This window comes from Paragemmobacter amnigenus (assembly GCF_009908265.2).
Lineage (GTDB): Bacteria > Pseudomonadota > Alphaproteobacteria > Rhodobacterales > Rhodobacteraceae > Paragemmobacter > Paragemmobacter amnigenus.
This window is the reverse complement of record NZ_JAAATX020000008.1, coordinates 70,972-87,402: the sequence shown is the minus strand read 5'-3', so window position 1 is coordinate 87,402 and position 16,431 is coordinate 70,972. Positions and strand designations below refer to the sequence as shown.

17 protein-coding genes are annotated in these 16,431 nt (G+C 68.4%); 12 read left to right on the top strand and 5 right to left on the bottom strand.

Translation table 11 applies throughout. The annotated features are described in order from the left end of the window. The first annotated feature begins 8 nt into the window (after positions 1-8). From cysT to GU927_RS12395, 3 genes are read left to right on the top strand one after another with little or no spacing between them, the layout of a single operon-like run. Positions 9-845: a sulfate ABC transporter permease subunit CysT gene (gene cysT, locus GU927_RS12405; RefSeq protein ID WP_161762768.1), complete on the top strand. Its 837-nt coding sequence runs from the start codon at positions 9-11 to the stop codon at positions 843-845. Continuing rightward, complete coding sequence (cysW, locus tag GU927_RS12400; RefSeq protein ID WP_161762767.1) at positions 838-1,704, top strand: sulfate ABC transporter permease subunit CysW; 867 nt, start codon at positions 838-840, stop codon at positions 1,702-1,704. The genes cysT and cysW overlap by 8 nt, the downstream gene beginning before the upstream one ends. 10 nt (positions 1,705-1,714) lie before the next feature. Next, on the top strand, positions 1,715-2,434 hold the full coding sequence (locus GU927_RS12395; protein WP_161762766.1) for a sulfate/molybdate ABC transporter ATP-binding protein: 720 nt from the start codon (positions 1,715-1,717) through the stop codon (positions 2,432-2,434). A gap of 32 nt (positions 2,435-2,466) precedes the next feature. Here GU927_RS12395 and GU927_RS12390 read toward each other — a convergent pair whose 3' ends face one another. From GU927_RS12390 to GU927_RS20690, 4 genes are all read right to left on the bottom strand, one after another. Beyond that, positions 2,467-3,843 carry an aspartate ammonia-lyase gene (locus GU927_RS12390; protein ID WP_161762765.1) on the bottom strand — a complete coding sequence of 459 codons (1,377 nt, stop codon included), beginning with the start codon at positions 3,841-3,843 and terminating at the stop codon, positions 2,467-2,469. 97 nt (positions 3,844-3,940) lie between these two features. After that, positions 3,941-4,825 carry a LysR family transcriptional regulator gene (locus tag GU927_RS12385; protein WP_161762764.1) on the bottom strand — a complete coding sequence of 295 codons (885 nt, stop codon included), beginning with the start codon at positions 4,823-4,825 and terminating at the stop codon, positions 3,941-3,943. Between the two features lie 66 nt (positions 4,826-4,891). Then, positions 4,892-5,323 (bottom strand): hypothetical protein, encoded by a 432-nt coding sequence (locus GU927_RS12380; RefSeq protein ID WP_161762763.1) that lies wholly within the window; start codon positions 5,321-5,323, stop codon positions 4,892-4,894. Between the two features lie 378 nt (positions 5,324-5,701). Further along, positions 5,702-5,971, bottom strand: a complete 270-nt coding sequence (locus tag GU927_RS20690) for a DUF2934 domain-containing protein (RefSeq protein WP_217765628.1) — start codon at positions 5,969-5,971, stop codon at positions 5,702-5,704. A 294-nt stretch (positions 5,972-6,265) separates the two neighbouring features. Here GU927_RS20690 and GU927_RS12370 point away from each other — a divergent pair, with 294 nt between their 5' ends. Genes GU927_RS12370 through GU927_RS12335 form a run of 8 tightly spaced genes read left to right on the top strand, consistent with a single transcriptional unit; the run spans position 6,266 to position 14,638 of the window. Then, positions 6,266-7,558: an amidohydrolase family protein gene (locus tag GU927_RS12370; protein ID WP_161762761.1), complete on the top strand. Its 1,293-nt coding sequence runs from the start codon at positions 6,266-6,268 to the stop codon at positions 7,556-7,558. 31 nt (positions 7,559-7,589) lie between these two features. Then, positions 7,590-8,573, top strand: a complete 984-nt coding sequence (locus GU927_RS12365; RefSeq protein ID WP_161762760.1) for a BMP family protein — start codon at positions 7,590-7,592, stop codon at positions 8,571-8,573. A 2-nt stretch (positions 8,574-8,575) separates the two neighbouring features. Next, on the top strand, positions 8,576-9,892 hold the full coding sequence (locus GU927_RS12360) for an amidase family protein (RefSeq protein ID WP_217765622.1): 1,317 nt from the start codon (positions 8,576-8,578) through the stop codon (positions 9,890-9,892). Further along, positions 9,889-11,421, top strand: a complete 1,533-nt coding sequence (locus tag GU927_RS12355) for an ABC transporter ATP-binding protein (protein ID WP_161762759.1) — start codon at positions 9,889-9,891, stop codon at positions 11,419-11,421. The genes GU927_RS12360 and GU927_RS12355 overlap by 4 nt, the downstream gene beginning before the upstream one ends. Then, a complete protein-coding gene (locus GU927_RS12350; RefSeq protein ID WP_161762758.1) occupies positions 11,411-12,460 on the top strand; it encodes an ABC transporter permease in 1,050 nt (349 codons plus the stop codon). The genes GU927_RS12355 and GU927_RS12350 overlap by 11 nt, the downstream gene beginning before the upstream one ends. Further along, on the top strand, positions 12,457-13,398 hold the full coding sequence (locus tag GU927_RS12345) for an ABC transporter permease (protein WP_161762757.1): 942 nt from the start codon (positions 12,457-12,459) through the stop codon (positions 13,396-13,398). The genes GU927_RS12350 and GU927_RS12345 overlap by 4 nt, the downstream gene beginning before the upstream one ends. Continuing rightward, entirely contained in the window at positions 13,395-14,159 is a 765-nt protein-coding gene (locus tag GU927_RS12340) for an SDR family oxidoreductase (protein WP_161762756.1), read from the top strand. Before GU927_RS12345 ends, GU927_RS12340 begins: the two co-directional genes overlap by 4 nt. Further along, on the top strand, positions 14,156-14,638 hold the full coding sequence (locus tag GU927_RS12335; protein WP_217765620.1) for a gluconokinase: 483 nt from the start codon (positions 14,156-14,158) through the stop codon (positions 14,636-14,638). The genes GU927_RS12340 and GU927_RS12335 overlap by 4 nt, the downstream gene beginning before the upstream one ends. A gap of 48 nt (positions 14,639-14,686) precedes the next feature. Here the strand turns inward: GU927_RS12335 and efp are convergent, their stop codons facing one another. Further along, positions 14,687-15,253 (bottom strand): elongation factor P, encoded by a 567-nt coding sequence (gene efp, locus GU927_RS12330; protein WP_161762755.1) that lies wholly within the window; start codon positions 15,251-15,253, stop codon positions 14,687-14,689. Between the two features lie 113 nt (positions 15,254-15,366). Between efp and epmA the strand changes: the two genes are divergently transcribed. Next, entirely contained in the window at positions 15,367-16,416 is a 1,050-nt protein-coding gene (gene epmA / locus GU927_RS12325) for an EF-P lysine aminoacylase EpmA (protein WP_232489209.1), read from the top strand. Positions 16,417-16,431: the final 15 nt, after the last annotated feature.

Below are 16,431 nucleotides of genomic sequence, written 5' to 3'. Positions count from 1 at the left end.
CGCGCAGGATGGGCAGACCCCTGATCCACCGATCCCCCATGCCCGGGCTGGGCCTGAGCATGGGGATCACGCTGACGATGCTGTGTCTTGTCGTCCTGTTGCCGATCGGTGCCCTTCTGACAAAGGGCGCCACCTTCGGTTTCGCCAATATGTGGGATGTCGTGAACCGCGAGCGTGTCTGGGCCGCGCTTTTCCTGTCCTTCCGGCTGTCGCTCTTCGCGGCAGGGTTCAACCTCGTGCTGGGCGTGGTGCTGGCCTGGGTGCTGGTGCGCTACCGCTTTCCGGGGCGGCGGCTGCTGGATGCGGCCGTGGACCTGCCCTTTGCCCTGCCCACGGCCGTGGCGGGCATCGCGCTGACCGCGCTCTATGCGCCCAACGGTGCCTTCGGATCGCTTGCCGCGACCATCGGCTGGCAGATCGCCTATACCCAATGGGGCATCTTCCTTGCCCTTGTCTTTGTGGGCCTGCCCTTCGTCACCCGCACCGTCCAGCCCGTGGTCGAGGAGATCGAGCGCGAGGTGGAGGAAGCCTCGGCCACGCTGGGGGCTTCGCGCGGCCATACCATCCGGCGGGTGATCCTGCCGATGCTGGCCCCCGCCGCCATGACGGGCTTCGCCCTGTCGCTGGCGCGGGCCGTGGGCGAATACGGATCGGTCATCTTCATCGCGGGAAACATCCCGCTGATCACTGAAATCGCGCCCCTGCTGATCGTCATCCGGCTGGAGGAATTCGACTATGACGCCGCCGCCGCCATCGGTATCGCAATGCTGCTTGTCAGTTTCGCCATGCTCCTGCTGATCAACTTGATCCAGGTCTGGAGCCGCAGGAGGATCGGCCATGTCTGACATCACGCATCCGGCGGGGTTCCGCCCCGCCACCACCGAACACCCCCTGACGCGATGGCTGCTGGTGGGCTTTGCCGTTCTGGCGATGGGACTTCTGGTGTTTGCCCCGCTCGTCGCCGTCTTTGCCGAGGCGTTGCGCGACGGTGTGACCGCGGCGCTGGCCAGTCTTGGCAATCCCGACGCGCAGGCCGCGATCCGCCTGACGCTGGCCATCGCCGCCATCGCGGTGCCGCTGAACGCGGCCTTCGGCATCGCCGCCGCGTGGTTCATCACCAAGTTCGACTTCCGCGGCAAGGCGGTGCTGATCACGCTGATCGACCTGCCCTTCTCCGTCTCTCCGGTCGTGGCGGGGCTATGCATCGTGCTGATGTTCGGCGCCAATTCGGCGCTGGGCGGCTGGCTGGTGGCGCAGGGCTATCCCGTCGTCTTCGCCCTGCCGGGGATCGTTCTGGCCACGATGTTCGTCACCTTCCCCTTCGTTGCCCGCGAACTCATCCCCGTGATGGTGGAACAGGGCCGCGCCGAGGAAGAGGCGGCGCTGACGCTGGGTGCCTCGGGCTGGCGCACCTTCTGGACGGTGACCCTCCCCAACATCCGCTGGGCGCTCCTTTACGGTGTCCTTCTGTGCAATGCCCGCGCGATGGGCGAATTCGGGGCGGTCGCCGTCGTGTCGGGCAAGATCCGCGGCCAGACCGCCACAATGCCGATCACGATCGAGATGCTTTACAACGAATACCTCTCGGTCGCGGCCTTCTCGCTGGCAGCGGTGCTGAGCGTGCTTGCCCTTGTCACCCTGCTTTTCAAAACCGTGCTGGAACTGCGTCACGCAGACCAGCTTGCCGCAACGCACCGCCACTGAAGGGGTCGCCATGCATATCGAAATCGACGGAATCTCCAAACACTTCGCGTCCACGGCGGCGCTGCATCCGGTGTCGCTCTCCATCCCTTCGGGCGCGCTGGTGGCGCTGCTCGGCCCTTCCGGCTCGGGCAAGACGACGCTCCTGCGGATTCTTGGCGGGCTGGAATTTCCGACGGCGGGGCGCGTGCTCTTCGACGGGCAGGACGCCACAGGGCTGAGCGTGCAGGACCGCCGCGCCGGTGTCGTGTTCCAGTCCTACGCGCTGTTCCGGCACATGACCGTGTTCAACAACATCGCCTATGGCCTGAACGCCCGCCCGCGCGCGACCCGACCCGCCAAGGCCGAGATCGCCCGCCGCGTGACGAAACTTCTTGACCTGATCCAGCTTCCCGACATCGGCGCGCGCTATCCGTCCCAACTGTCGGGCGGGCAGCGCCAGCGCGTGGCGCTGGCCCGTGCGCTGGCCATCGAGCCGCGGATGCTGCTGCTGGACGAACCCTTCGGCGCGCTGGATGCCATGGTACGCAAGGAATTGCGTCAGGGGCTTCGCGACATCCATGACGAGACCGGCCTGACCACGGTCTTCGTGACCCATGATCAGGAAGAGGCGATGGAACTGGCCGATCTGGTCGTGGTCATGTCCATGGGCCGGATCGAACAGGTGGGCCGCCCCGCCGACATCCGCGCCCGCCCCGCCACGTCCTTCGTGCGCGACTTCATCACGGCCTGACCCCCGCGCGCGGCGGGGCAGGCCCGCCGCCGCTATCCCGCCAGCATTGCCGCAACCTCGTCGGCTGTGGCATAGCCCAGACGCACGGCCGTCTCGGCCACGGTGGACCCTTCCGACAGGGCCGTCTTTGCCACGCTGGCCGCGCGGGCATAGCCGATATGGGGCACCAGCATCGTCGCCATCACCAGACTGTTCTCCAGCGCGCCCTCGCATTGTGCCACATTGGCCTCGATCCCCCTGACGCAGCGTTTGGCCAGCGTGTCCATCGCCTGCATCAGGATCCGCATGGATTGCAGCAGGTTCAGCACGATCACCGGCTCGAACGCATTGAGCTGCAACTGCCCCGCCTCGGCCGCCATCGTCACCGTCAGGTCGTTTCCGATCACCTGGAAGGCCACCTGATTGACCACCTCGGGGATCACGGGATTGACCTTGCCCGGCATGATCGACGACCCCGCCTGCACCGCAGGCAGACGGATCTCGTTGAACCCCGAGCGCGGCCCCGAGGACAGCAGCCGCAGGTCGTTGCAGATCTTGGACAGCTTCACCGCGATGCGCTTCAGGACGCCGGAAAAGGTGACATAGGCCCCGCAATCCGACGACGCCTCGATCAGGTCCGTCGCAAGCTTCACGGGCAGACCCGACACGCGCGCCAGTTCTTCGACCGCCGCCTCGGCATAGCCGTCGGGCGTGTTCACCCGCGTGCCGATGGCCGTGCCGCCCAGGTTCACCTCCAGCAGCAACCCCGAGAGCCGCGCGATGATCTCCACATCCTCGCGGATCGTGGTGGCGAAGCCTGCGAATTCCTGTCCCAGCGTCATGGGCACCGCATCCTGCAACTGCGTCCGGCCGATCTTGCGGACATGGGCAAAGGCCGCCGCCCGTTCCGCAAAGGTATCGGCCAGCCGCCGCTGCGCCGCGCCGAACCCCTCGCATTGCGCCACGATGGCAAGGCGCATGGCGGTGGGATAGACGTCATTGGTCGATTGCGACCGGTTCACGTCATCGTTCGGATGCATCCGGCCATAATCGCCCGGGCTGTGCCCCATCTTGAGCAGGGCCAGATTGGCGATCACCTCGTTGGCATTCATATTGGTCGAGGTACCGGCCCCGCCCTGTATCATGTCGACGCGGAATGCCTCGTGCCAGCGGCCCGCGATGATGTCGTCGCAGACCTCCTCGATCACCCGCGCCTTTCCGGCATCCAGCACGCCCAGCCGCAGATTGGCCCGCGCGGCGGCCTTCTTCACCCAGCCCAGCGCCCGGATGAATTCGGGAAAATGCGACAGCGGCAGGCCCGAGATCGGGAAATTCGCGATGGCACGTTCGGTATGGATCCCCCACAGGCAGGTGCGGGGCAGGCTCATCTGGCCAAGGCTGTCTTCCTCGCGGCGCAGGTCGTGATGCATGGACTGTCCCTTCCGGCAGTGTCTGCCCGATGGGTGCGCCTCTGCGCGCCGCAGGTCCAATGCAAAGGCTGCATGGCCGATGCAAGGCGCGCAGGGATCACCCCCCGCCCTGCAGCGCACGCCACAGGGCATCGACCTGCGGCCCCGTCCCGCGCGGCGGACGAAAGGCACAGATTTCCAGCGGCACTTCCCATGCAGGCCCGCCCACCGGCGCGATGAGTGCGGCACTGGCAGGGTCCACCGCGCTTTCGGGCAGCCAGCCCACGCCATGGCCCGCCACGATCACCTCTTTCAGCACATCGGACATGTCGCATTGCACGGCCATGCGATAGGCGGCGGGCTGGCCCGCGCGCGACAGGACATGTTCGAACAGCTCTGCGAAATAGGCCCGCCGTGCATAGGCGATCAGCGGAAAGGGCGCCTTCGGCGTTCCCGGAAAGCCGAAATCCCCCGCCGCCCGCGCCGTATAGGGCAGAAAGCGGTCGGCCCGCAGTACCAGCCTGTCCTGCGCCGCCAGGCCTTCGGGAAGGGGAAGGGCAGGGCAGGTATGGACCAGCAGGATATCCGCATCGCCCGCCAGATAGCGCGCCGTCACCTCGGCCGTCGTGCCCACGAGCACCGAAAAGGACTGCTTGCCCCGCCCGATCCGCCCCAGCACCTGCCGGAAATCCGACCGCGCCAGAACATTGGGCATCGCCAGCCGGATCTGGCTCATCACCTCGAACTGGCCCGAGCGGATGGCCGCGCGCGCCTCGAGCAACCGGTCGACCGAGGTGCGCGCCTCCTCCAGAAACTGCACCCCCGCCTCGGTCAGCCGCACGGGTTGCGATCCCTTGACCACCAGCCCCGTACCCACCCAATGCTCCAGCGACTGGATGCGGCGCGAAAAGGCCGCCTGCGACAGGTTCCGGAATTCGGCCGCGCGGGTGAAATTCCGCAAGGCGGCAAGGGCCACGAAATCCTCGAGCCAGCGGATATCCATGCCCTGTCCGTTCCCTGTCTGTGCGCCCCTCCATCCTGCCCGCAAAGCCGCAGGCGGGGCAAGCGGTCAGGCGCTGCGGATCAGGACAGGGCGTCCCTCGATCTCGGCGACAAGGCGGCTTACGGGCCAGAGCCGGAAGAACACCTGCGCCCCGCCTGTGGCAGGGGCGGGGTGGCTGTCGCGCTGCACCAGACGGGTCGAGGCGAGCGCAAGGAAGCCCAGCCCGTGCGGGGCCGGAACCGGCATCGGCCGCAGGCCCAGATCGGCAAGCTGTTCGCCGTCCAGCGTCGCGCAGGCCATCGCGTCGATATCGACCAGCCGCTGCGCGGCGATGTCCCAGACCGCCTCGCCGATCGACAGGTCCTCGATCCGGCACAGATCGTCGGGATGCGGACCGATCTGCAGGCGCAGCCCCTGCGACAGCATGACGATTTCCAGCGCCTGCACCTCGGCAGAGGGGGCGGTGGCCAGACGGTCAGGCGGGGTCAGAAAGCCCATGCGCGACCTCCGGTCCATGCGCCACGGGCAAGGGGGCAGGCGGACATATCCGCAATAAGGCCGCCGGAACGGGCGGGGCCGACACTCGTAAACACCATAACAGTCACCGGCAGCTAGGTCGTTTCTGTCTTGGCCCGCCCCGCAGCGCAAAAGGCCCCCACCTTTGACGCGCAGAGTGCGGGGTTTCCCCCGACGCAGTCCGGGCCGGACCGCATTGCCGAAGGTTAGCATAAATATGCGCGCAATCACAACAATCCCGCATGGCCCACAACCAAGGGGGGATTGTTGTTCCTTTGCGCGACAATGCCCGCCAAAGCCGGTGGTGTTCCGGCCTCTGACCGGTTGCCGGAAACGGTAAAGCCGCAACGAGCGGGGCGGTTAACCCTTCTCCCCGCTGCCAGATGATTCGCCGCGCCGCCCCTTGCCGCGGCCTGCGCGCGGTGCGCCCTGCGCGTCTGATCCTGCATCGCCCCCCGATCCCTGCTGAGTTGGCGCCGTTTCCGCTCTGCCCCCGCGCTCCGGTCGTGCCGATGCCGCGCTCTCACGGCGCGCCCGTTCCCAGTGATCCGCCTCGCGCCCTGCGGGGCGACCCTCGCGTTCCCAGATCGCATAGGCGCGGCGGCGGAGGTCGTCTTCATCATGCTGCATCATGGGGCCTTTCCTGTGTGGGCACGGCTGGAACCGCCCCCGAAAACCGCGCCACCGGCCCCGCGGTTCCCCGCCCCGCCCCCTCGGCAGGGGGCGCATGACGGCAGCGGTGCCAGATTCGGTCCCACCGCCCGCGCCCTGCTGCCGCTTTCGGCACGAAGCCCTTTGCCCTGCACAGAAATTTCGCAGAAGAATCTTTTTTGACCGAAGGGTAAATGCTGATAACCCTTGTTCCGGTCACAAAAGCCGCGCTTCCCCCTAGGGTCGCAAGCGGCGGGACATACGGGGAGAAACATGCTCGATCTGCTGGTCAGGGCGGGGCGTCTGCCTGCGGGCAAGACCCCCGTCGACATTGCGGTCAGGGACGGCCGGATCGCGCGCATCGCACCGCGCATCGACGAACCCGCCGCGCGGGTGATCGAGGCGGGCGGGCGTCTGGTCGCGCCGCCCTTTGCGGACCCGCATTTCCACATGGATGCCACCCTGTCGCTCGGCCTGCCGCGCCTGAACCGGTCCGGCACGCTGCTGGAGGGAATCGCGCTGTGGGGAGAATTGAAGCCCCTGCTCACGCCCGAGGCGGTGATGGAGCGGGCGCTGCGCTATTGCGATCTGGCGGTGGCGCAGGGGCTTTTGTCGATCCGGACCCATGTCGATGTCTGCGACGACCGTCTGACGGCGGTGGAGGCGCTTCTGGAGGTGAGGAAGCGGGTAGCGGGTTATATCGACCTGCAACTCGTGGCCTTCCCGCAGGACGGGCTTTACCGCGACCCGACCGCGCACCGGAACCTGATCCGCGCGCTGGATATGGGCGTGGATGTGGTGGGCGGCATCCCGCATTTCGAACGCACGATGCAGGCAGGGGCCGAGAGCGTGCGCGCGCTCTGCGAGATCGCGGCAGAGCGGGGCCTGCCCGTCGATCTGCATTGCGACGAGAGCGACGATCCGATGAGCCGCCATATCGAGACGCTGGCGGCGGAAACCGTGCGGCTGGGGCTGCAGGGCAGGGTGGTTGGGTCGCATTGCACGTCGATGCATTCGATGGACAATTACTATGCCTCGAAGCTGATCCCGCTGATCGCCGAGGCGCAGGTGCATATCGTCCCCAACCCGCTGATCAACATCACGCTTCAGGGCCGGTCCGACACCTATCCCAAACGGCGCGGCATGACGCGGGTGCCGGAACTGCGGGCGGCGGGGGTGAATGTCGCCTTCGGGCAGGATTGCACGATGGACCCGTGGTATCCCTTGGGTTCCGCCGACATGCTGGAGGTGGCGCATATGGGCATCCATGCCGCCCCCATGACCTCGCGAGAGGCGATGGCCTGGGCCTTCACCTCGGTCACCGTGAACGGGCATCTGGCCATGGGCCTGCCCGACCCGACGCTGCGCGAGGGCGGGCCTGCCTCGATGGTGGTCCTTCAGGCCCGCGACCCGATCGAGGCGGTGCGGATGAAGGCCACGCGTCTTGCCGTGATCCGCGAGGGCCGCGTCCTGTCGGAAACCGCGCCGCGCATGGCGCGGTTGTCGCTGGCGGGGCGGCCTGACACGGTCGATCCCGCCGATTACGCCCCGATTGCCGAAGACTGAACCAAAAGACCAACCAACAGGGAAAGCTGCCATGACCTTCTCGACCACACGCCGTACGCTTCTGATGGGGGCCGCCGCCACGCTGGCGCTGCCCGCCTATATCCGCCGCGTGAATGCCCAGACCGCGATCAAGGTGGCGGGCGTCCATGCCTCGCCGGTGGAAAACGCGTGGAACTCGCGCATCCATGCCGCGATGCAGGCTGCTGCCGCCGACGGGCTGATCGAATACGAATTCTCGGAAGGTGTCGCCGCGACCGACTACCCCCGCGCGATGCGGGAATATGCAGAAGGTGGCGCGAAGCTGGTCTGGGGCGAAAGCTATGCCGTCGAGGCCGAGGCGCGGGCGGTGGCAGCCGATTACCCCGAGACGGCTTTCCTCATGGGTTCGTCGGGCGGGCCCGAGGGTGACAATTTCGGCGTCTTCGGCACGCGCAACCACGAGGCCGCCTATCTGGCCGGCATGCTGGCGGGCAAGATGTCCAAGACCGGAACCTTCGGGTCGGTCGGCGGCTATCCGATCCCCGAGGTGAACCTGCTGATCAACGCCTTCCGCATGGGGGTCAAGGAAGTGAACCCCGAGGCGAAGTTCCTCAACGGCTTCATCGGCGCGTGGTTCGATCCGGCCAAGGCGAAAGAGGCCGCGGTCGCCCAGATCGACGGCGGCGCGGATATCCTATTCGGCGAACGCATCGGCACGGCGGACGGCGCGGCAGAGCGGGGGGCCAAGGCCATCGGGTCGCTGATCGACTACACGCCGCGCTATCCGGGGACGGTCTTCGCCAATGCCATCTGGAACTATCGCCCGACGATCGAGGCGATCGTGGCCGATGTGGTGGCAGGCAAGCCGGTCGGGCGCGACTACACCGAATATTCCTTCATGAAATACGGCGGGAACGAGCTGATCTACGTGGCCGGGGAAGTCCCCGCCGACGCCGTCCCCGCGATGGAGGAGAAGAAGGCCGCCATCGCCGCGGGAACCTTCGAGGTGCCGATCGACGCGAACGAGCCTGCCTGATCTTGCAGGACGCGACGTCCCTCGCCGCCGCCATCGCCGCAGGTGCCACCACCGCCTCCGCGGTGATGGAGGCTGCGCTGGCGGCGGCGGCCACGCGCCCCTTCGGTGCCATCGCGCGGCTTGACCCCGCCATGGGCCGTAGGGACGCGGAACTGCGGCCGACGGGCCCCTTCGGCGGCGTGCCTTTTCTGGGAAAGGATCTCGGGTCCGGTGCAGCCGGATTGACGCCGCAGGCAGGGTCCGCCGCACTGGAGAGCGGGAGTGACAAGAGACGCGACAGCGACCTCTTCGCCCGCTTCCGCGCGGCGGGGCTGGTGCCCTTCGGGCTGACCACCGTGCCGGAATTCGGGCTGGCCCTGACCTCGGACCCCGCGACCAATCCCTGGGACGAAACCCTCTCGCCCGGCGGGTCGTCGGGCGGGGCGGCGGCGGCGGTGGCAGGCGGGATCGTTGCCATCGCCCATGCCACCGACGCGGCGGGGTCGATCCGCGTGCCCGCCGCCTGTTGCGGTCTGGTGGGCCTGAAACCCTCGCGCGGGGTGGTGCCGCAGGGGCCGGATCATGGCAACTGGCTGATGGGACTGGCCGCCGAACTGGTGCTTGCGCGCTCTGTCCGCGACGTGGCGACCGCCTTTGACGCCGTGACCGACCCGTGGACGGCGCGGCGCGACATTGCCACGCCCCCGCGCCTTGCCCTCGTCATTCCCGACGGAACCGCCCCCGGGCAGGCCGATGCCGCCCGCCGAGTCGCCGATGCCGCCCGCGCCACGGGTGCCACCGTCACCGAACGCGCCCCGCCCGACAGGCTCGCCGCCCGTGCCGCATCCCTTGCGCGGCTGATCCTGTCGGCCTCGCTGGCCGAATGGATGGGCGCGATGTCGATCCCGCCCGACGCCCTGTCCCCGCTTGCCGCCGCCGTCATGGCCGAAGGGCAGGCGATGCCCGCCACTACCCTCTTCGCCGCCTCGCGCGAGCTGGCCATCCTGACCGCGTCGTGGGAGGCGTGGTTGGCCGACGCCGACGCCGTGATGTCCCCCGTCCTGTCGCAGGGCGCCCCCGCCCCGGGCAGCTTCGATATGACCGCCACCGATCCCGCCGCCCATTTCGCGCGGATGGAGGCGACCGCCCCCCACGCGGCGCTGGCCAATGCCGCAGGCTTTCCCGCGCTGGTCCTGCCGCTCATGGCAGGTCGCCGTCCCACGGGCGTGCAGATCGCCGCCCGCCACGGGACCGACCGCGCCCTTCTGGCGCTTGGCGCGCGGATCGCGGCAAAGCTGCCCCCCGTCCCCTATCCCTTTGCGATTGCAGGCCATCCATGACCGACCCGCTTCCCGTCCTCGAACTTGACGGCATCACCAAACGCTTCGGCGCGCTGACCGCCAATGACGACGTCTCGCTCTCCCTGCAGAAGGGCGAGGTGCTGGCGCTGTTGGGCGAAAACGGCGCGGGCAAGACGACGCTCATGAACATCCTCTTCGGCCATTACGCGGCGGATGCGGGTGAGGTGCGGGTGGCGGGCAAGCCGCTTCCCGCAGGCACCCCGCGCGCGGCCATCGCGGCGGGCGTCGGCATGGTGCACCAGCATTTCACGTTGGCCGGAAACCTGACCGTGCTGGAAAACATCGTCATCGGTGCACAGCCGCTCTGGTCCACCAGCCTGAACCGCGACGCCGCCGCCGCCCGCATCCGCGACCTGTCGGCCACCTTCGGCCTGCCCGTGGACCCTGATGCCCGCGTGGGCGACCTGTCGGTGGGCGAACGCCAGCGGGTCGAGATCCTCAAGGCGCTTTACCGCGACGCGCGCATCCTGATCCTCGACGAACCCACCGCCGTCCTTGCGCGACCCGAGGCGGAACAGCTTTTCCGCATCCTGCGCGGCATGGCGCAGGGGGGGCTGTCGATCATCTTCATCAGCCACAAGCTGCACGAGGTGATGGGCGCATCCGACCGTGTGGTGGTCCTGCGCGGCGGCAAGGTCGTGGCAGAACGCAGGACCGCCGAGACGAACCCCGCCGAGCTGGCCGAGCTGATGGTCGGCCGCGCCGTCGCCCGCCCGAAACGGCAGGCGCATGAGGCGGGCCCCCCCGTCGTCGTGGCGCGCGGCCTGTCGGTCAGCCATGGCGGTGGCATGGCGCTGGACCATGTGGATTTCGATGTGCGCGAGGGCGAGATACTGGGCATCGTCGGGGTCTCGGGCAACGGGCAGGCGATGCTGGGCCGCGTCCTGTCGGGCCTTGCCCGCCCCGTTGGCGGCACGATCACCTTTCAGGGCCGCGACATCGGTCGCCTCACCCCGCGTCAGGCCGTCCGCATGGGGATCGGCCGCATCCCCGAGGACCGCCATGCCGAAGGTGTGGTGGGCGATCTGGCGGTCTGGGAAAACGCGGTGCTTGAACGGCTGGACGAGGTGTCGCGCTGGGGCTTCGTCCGCCGCGCGGCGGCGAAGGAGCGGGCGGCGGCGCTGATCCGGCGCTTCGACATCCGCGGCGCGGGGCCCGAGACGCGGACACGGCTTCTGTCGGGGGGGAACATGCAGAAGCTGATCCTTGGCCGCAACCTTGCGGCGGGGCCGCGCTTCCTTTTGGCCAACCAGCCGACACGGGGTCTGGACGAGGGCGCGATCGCCGCCGTCCATTCCGAACTGTTGCAGGCCCGCGCCGAGGGGGCGGCGATCCTGCTGATCTCCGAGGATCTGGACGAGGCGGTGGGGCTGTCCGACCGGTTGCAGGCCATCGTGAAGGGGCGGCTGTCCGAGCCGATCCCCGCCGAAGAGGCCGACGCCCGCAAGCTTGGGCTGATGATGGCGGGTGTCTGGGCCGCGCCGCAGGGGGTGTCCCATGCGGTTTGAACGGCGCGAGGATGTGTCGCTGACCGCGCTTCTGGTCGCGCCCTTTGCCGCCGTGGCGGCGGCACTGCTTCTTTGTGCGGGGCTGATCGCCATGGCGGGGGTCAGCCCGTGGGTGGCCTATGCCGAGATGCTCAAGGGCGCCTTCGGGTCGCGGCTGGCGATCACCGAGACCTTCACCCGCGCCTCGCCCCTGATCCTGACCGGACTGGCCGCCGCGGTCGCCTTCCGCGCGCGGCTGTGGAATATCGGTGGCGAGGGGCAGTTCTACATGGGCGCGCTGGCCGCCGCCGCGCTGGGCCATGCAACGGTCACGGCGCTGCCGCTGCCGCTGGCCTGGGCGGTGCTGGCGGGGGCGGGGATGGCCGCGGGGGCGCTGCTGCTGCTGGTGCCCGCGATCCTGCGGCTGCGCTTTGGCGTGGACGAGGTGGTGACGACGCTTCTTCTGAATTTCGTGGTGCTGCTTTTCGTGGGGCTGATGGTCGAGGGCGTGCTGAAAGACCCGATGGCCTTTGGCTGGCCGCAATCGGTGCCGGTGGCGGCGGGGCTGCGGCTGCCCGATCTGGTGCCGCGCTCGCGCCTGCATGTGGGGATCGTGCTGGCGGTCGTGGTGGTGCTGGTGGTCTGGCTGGTGCAGTCGCGCACCGTCTTTGGCGCCGAAACCCGTGCGGCGGGGCTGAACCCGCGCGCGGCTGCCTTTGCGGGGGTGCCGCTGACGGCGACGCTCGTGAAGGTGGCGGCGCTGTCGGGGGGGCTGGCGGGGCTGGCGGGGGTGATCGAGGTGCTGGGTCCGGTGGGATATGTCACCACCACCATGTCGCCCGGCTTCGGCTATGCGGGGATCGTGGTCGCCATGCTGGCCGCGCTGCATCCCCTGGGCGTCGTTGCGGCCTCGGTCTTTGTGGCCACCATCTTCGTGGGCGCCGATGCCATGAGCCGCGCGACGGGTGTGCCGTCCTTCATCGCGGATGTCATCATGTCGGTGGCGCTTCTGGCCATGCTGGCGGCGCTGCTGTTCACAACCTATCGGGTGCGGCGATGATGGAAGCCCTTGAAATTCTGACCAATGCCAGCCTCTGGGCGGCGGTCCTGCGGATTGCCACGCCGCTGATCTTCGGCGTCCTCGGTGCGCTGGTCTGCGAGAGGGCGGGGGTGCTGAACCTTGGTATCGAGGGGATCATGACCCTGGGCGCCATGGTGGGGTGGCTCACGGTCTATTGGGGGGCCGATCTGTGGACGGGGCTGGCCGTGGCGGTGCTGGCGGGGATGATGATGGGCTGGCTCCATGCCATGCTGACCGTGCCGCTGGGCCTGTCGCAGCATGTCTCGGGGCTGGGGATCACGCTCTTCGCCTCTGCCCTTGCCTATTACCTTTACCGGCTTTGGGTGCAGGTGGGCGACCTTCCCCCCACGATCGAGCCTTTCCAGCCCTGGGCCGTGCCGGGCCTGTCCGCGATCCCCTTTCTGGGCGAGGCGGTCTTTACCCAGATGCCGCCCACCTATCTGGCGATGCTGCTGGTCGTGCTGCTGGCTTGGGCGCTGAACCACACGCCCGTTGGCCTTGCCCTGCGGATGACCGGCGAGAACCCCCATGCGGTCGAGGCGCAGGGGCTGAACCCCAACCGCATCCGCATCTGGGCGGTGATGGCGGGGTCGGGGCTGATGGCGCTGGGCGGAGCCTTCCTCACGACGGGGGCGTTCAACAGCTTTTTCCCGACCATGGTGCAGGGGCGGGGCTGGATCTGCATCGCGCTGGTCGTCTTTGCCTCGTGGCGGCCGGGAAAGGCGCTGCTGGGGGCGATCCTGTTCGCGCTGTTCGATGCCTTCCAGTTGCGGTTGCAGACGGTGGTGGAAGGCGTGCCCTACCAGTTGTTCCTGATGGCGCCCTATCTTCTGTCCATCCTTGCCTTGATCCTCGTCGCCCGCCGCGCGCGGGTGCCCGAGGCGCTGATGCAGCCCTACCGCCGGGGCGAGAGATGAGCGCGGCGGGGCTGGCGGCTTTCGACCTGACGGGCAGGCGCGCGCTGGTCACGGGGGCCTCGCAGGGGATCGGGCTGGCGCTGGCCACGGGTCTGGCCGCCGCAGGTGCCGAGGTGGTGCTGAACGCGCGGGATGCGGGCCGCCTTTCCGCTGCCGCCGCAGGCATTGCGGGTGCCCGCACGCTGCCCTTCGACGTGACGGACCGTGCGGGGGTGACGGCGGCCATCGACGGGTTCGAGGCGGCGGTGGGCCCCATCGACATCCTTGTCAACAATGCGGGCATCCAGCACCGCGCCCCCTTGCAGGATTTCCCGCCCGAGGCATTCGACCGCCTGATGTCGGTCAATGTCACCGCCGTCTTCACCGTGGCGCAGGTGGTGGCGCGCCACATGATCGCGCGGGGGCGGGGTCGGATCATCAATATCGCGAGCGTTCAGGCCGCACTCGCCCGCCCCTCCATCGCGCCCTATACGGCGACGAAGGGGGCAGTGGCCAACCTGACCAAGGGCATGGCCACCGACTGGGCACGGCACGGGCTGACCTGCAACGCCATCGCGCCGGGCTATTTCGACACGCCGCTGAACGCCGCGCTGGTGGCGGACCCCGGGTTTTCGGCATGGCTTGAAAAACGCACCCCCGCAGGCCGCTGGGGAAGGGTGGAGGAATTGCAGGGCGCGGCGATCTTCCTTGCCTCGGACGCCGCGTCCTTCGTGAACGGCCATGTCCTTTATGTCGATGGCGGGATCACGGCGACGCTATGAGGCGGATCGTCATCATGGGCGTGTCGGGCTGCGGCAAGACCTCGGTCGGGCAGGCGCTGGCCGCGCGGCTGGGCGCGGCCTTCGTGGATGCCGACGACCTGCACCCGCCCGCCAATGTGGAAAAGATGCGCGCTGGCGTTCCGCTGACCGACGCGGACCGCGCCCCGTGGCTTGACCGCGTGGCGGCGCGGTTGCAGGCGGATGCCCCCGTGGTGGTCGCCTGCTCGGCCCTGCGCCGCGCCTATCGCGACCGTCTCCGCGCGGGCGCGGGCGGCCCTGTCACCTTTATCCACCTGTCGGGCGACCGCACCCTGATCGCCGCGCGCATGGCCGCGCGCAAGGGCCACTACATGCCGCCCGCGCTGCTGGACAGCCAGTTCGCCACGCTGGAACCGCCCACGGCGGAGGAGGCGCTGACGATGGGGATCGAGGAGGACCCCGACCGCATCGCCGCAGCCATACTGTCGGCGCTGCAATGAAAAAGGGCGCCGCAAGGCGCCCCGTTCCCGTGCCACATGGCCGAAGGTTCAGTCTTTCGCGCGTTCCACATAGGAATGGTCATCCGTGTTGATCACGATCCGCGTGCCCGCGCCGATATGCGGCGGCACCATCACGCGCAGCCCGTTCGAACAGATCGCAGGCTTGTAGGAGGACGACGCCGTCTGCCCCTTCACCACCGGCTCGGTCTCGGTGATCTCCACCACCACCTTCTGCGGCAGTTCCAAGGCGATCGGCACGCCCTCGAAGGTCCGCAGATAGACCTTGATGCCTTCGGTCAGGAACACGGCATCCTCGCCCACCACATCCTCGGTCGCGGTCAGCTGCTCATAGGTGTTGGGCTCCATGAAATGGTAGCCTTCGCCGTCCGAGTAGAGATAGTCGTATTCCCGCTCGTCCACGGTGGCCTTTTCCACCATCTCGGTCGTGCGCCAGCGTTCCGACACCTTCACCCCGTCCGAGATGCGGCGCATGTCGACCGATGTCGTGGGCGTGCCCTTGCCGGGGTGGAAATTCTCGGCCTTGAGCACGGCATAGAGCTTTCCGTCCATTTCGACGACATTGCCCTTGCGAAGGGAAGAAGCGATGACTTTCACGGGTCGTTTCCTTGCGGTTTCGGATGGTCCCGCGTAAGCCTTGCGGCGGTATGCGGGCGATTGGCGCTGCACCTAGCGCATATTCCGCCAAATCTCAAACCGAAAGCGCAGCCGTGACCGACGCCACCGACACCCCCTTCTGGCACCCCTCGCGCCATGCCGACCGCCGCCCGCTGCTGCTGGCGCGCAACCGCATCCAGCAGGCCCTGCGCGGCTGGTTCGCCGCCGAGGGCTTCACCGAGGTGGACCCCGTCGCCCTGCAGGTCAGCCCGGGGAACGAGGCGCATCTGCACGCCTTCGCCACCGATGCCCTTGCCCATGACGGCACGGCGCGGCGGATGTATCTGCACACCTCGCCCGAATTCGCGATGAAAAAGCTGCTCGCGGCGGGCGAGACGCGGATCGCGGCCTTTGCCCATGTCTGGCGCAACCGCGAGCGGGGGGCGCTGCACAGCCCGGAATTCACCATGCTGGAATGGTACCGCGTGGCCGAGGACTATTCCGTGCTCATGGAGGATACCGCCGCCTTCCTGCGCCTTGCCGCGCAGGCGGCGGGCACGCCCCTGCTGCGCTATCGCGACCGGACCTGCGATCCCTTCCTTCCCTATGAACGCCTTTCCGTGGCCGAAGCCTTCGCCCGCCATGCGGGGCTTGACCTTCTTGCCACGATCCGCCCCGACGGCGCGACCGATCGCGACGGGCTGGCCGCGCAGATGGCGGGGCAGGGGATGGCCGTCTCGGGCGATGACACATGGTCCGACCTTCTGGCTAAGGTTCTTGTCACGCGGGTCGAGCCGCATCTCGGACTGGGCCGCATCACCGTTCTGGACCGTTACCCCGCCGCCGAGGCCGCACTTGCCCGCGCCTGTGCCGACGACCCGCGCGAGGCGGAGCGGTTCGAGGTCTATGCCTGTGGCGTCGAACTCGCCAACGGCTTTGGCGAATTGACCAACCCCGCCGAGCAGCGCCGCCGCTTCGGGCTGGAGATGGACGAAAAGCACCGCGTCTATGGCGAACGCTATCCGCTGGACGAGGATTTTCTTGCCGCATTGGGCCATATGCCCGATGCCTCGGGCATCGCGCTGGGCTTCGACCGTCTGGTGATGCTGGCCACCGCCGCCCCGCGGATCGACGATGTGATCTGGGCCCCAGTCGCCCGCTGACCGCCCGGACCCGCG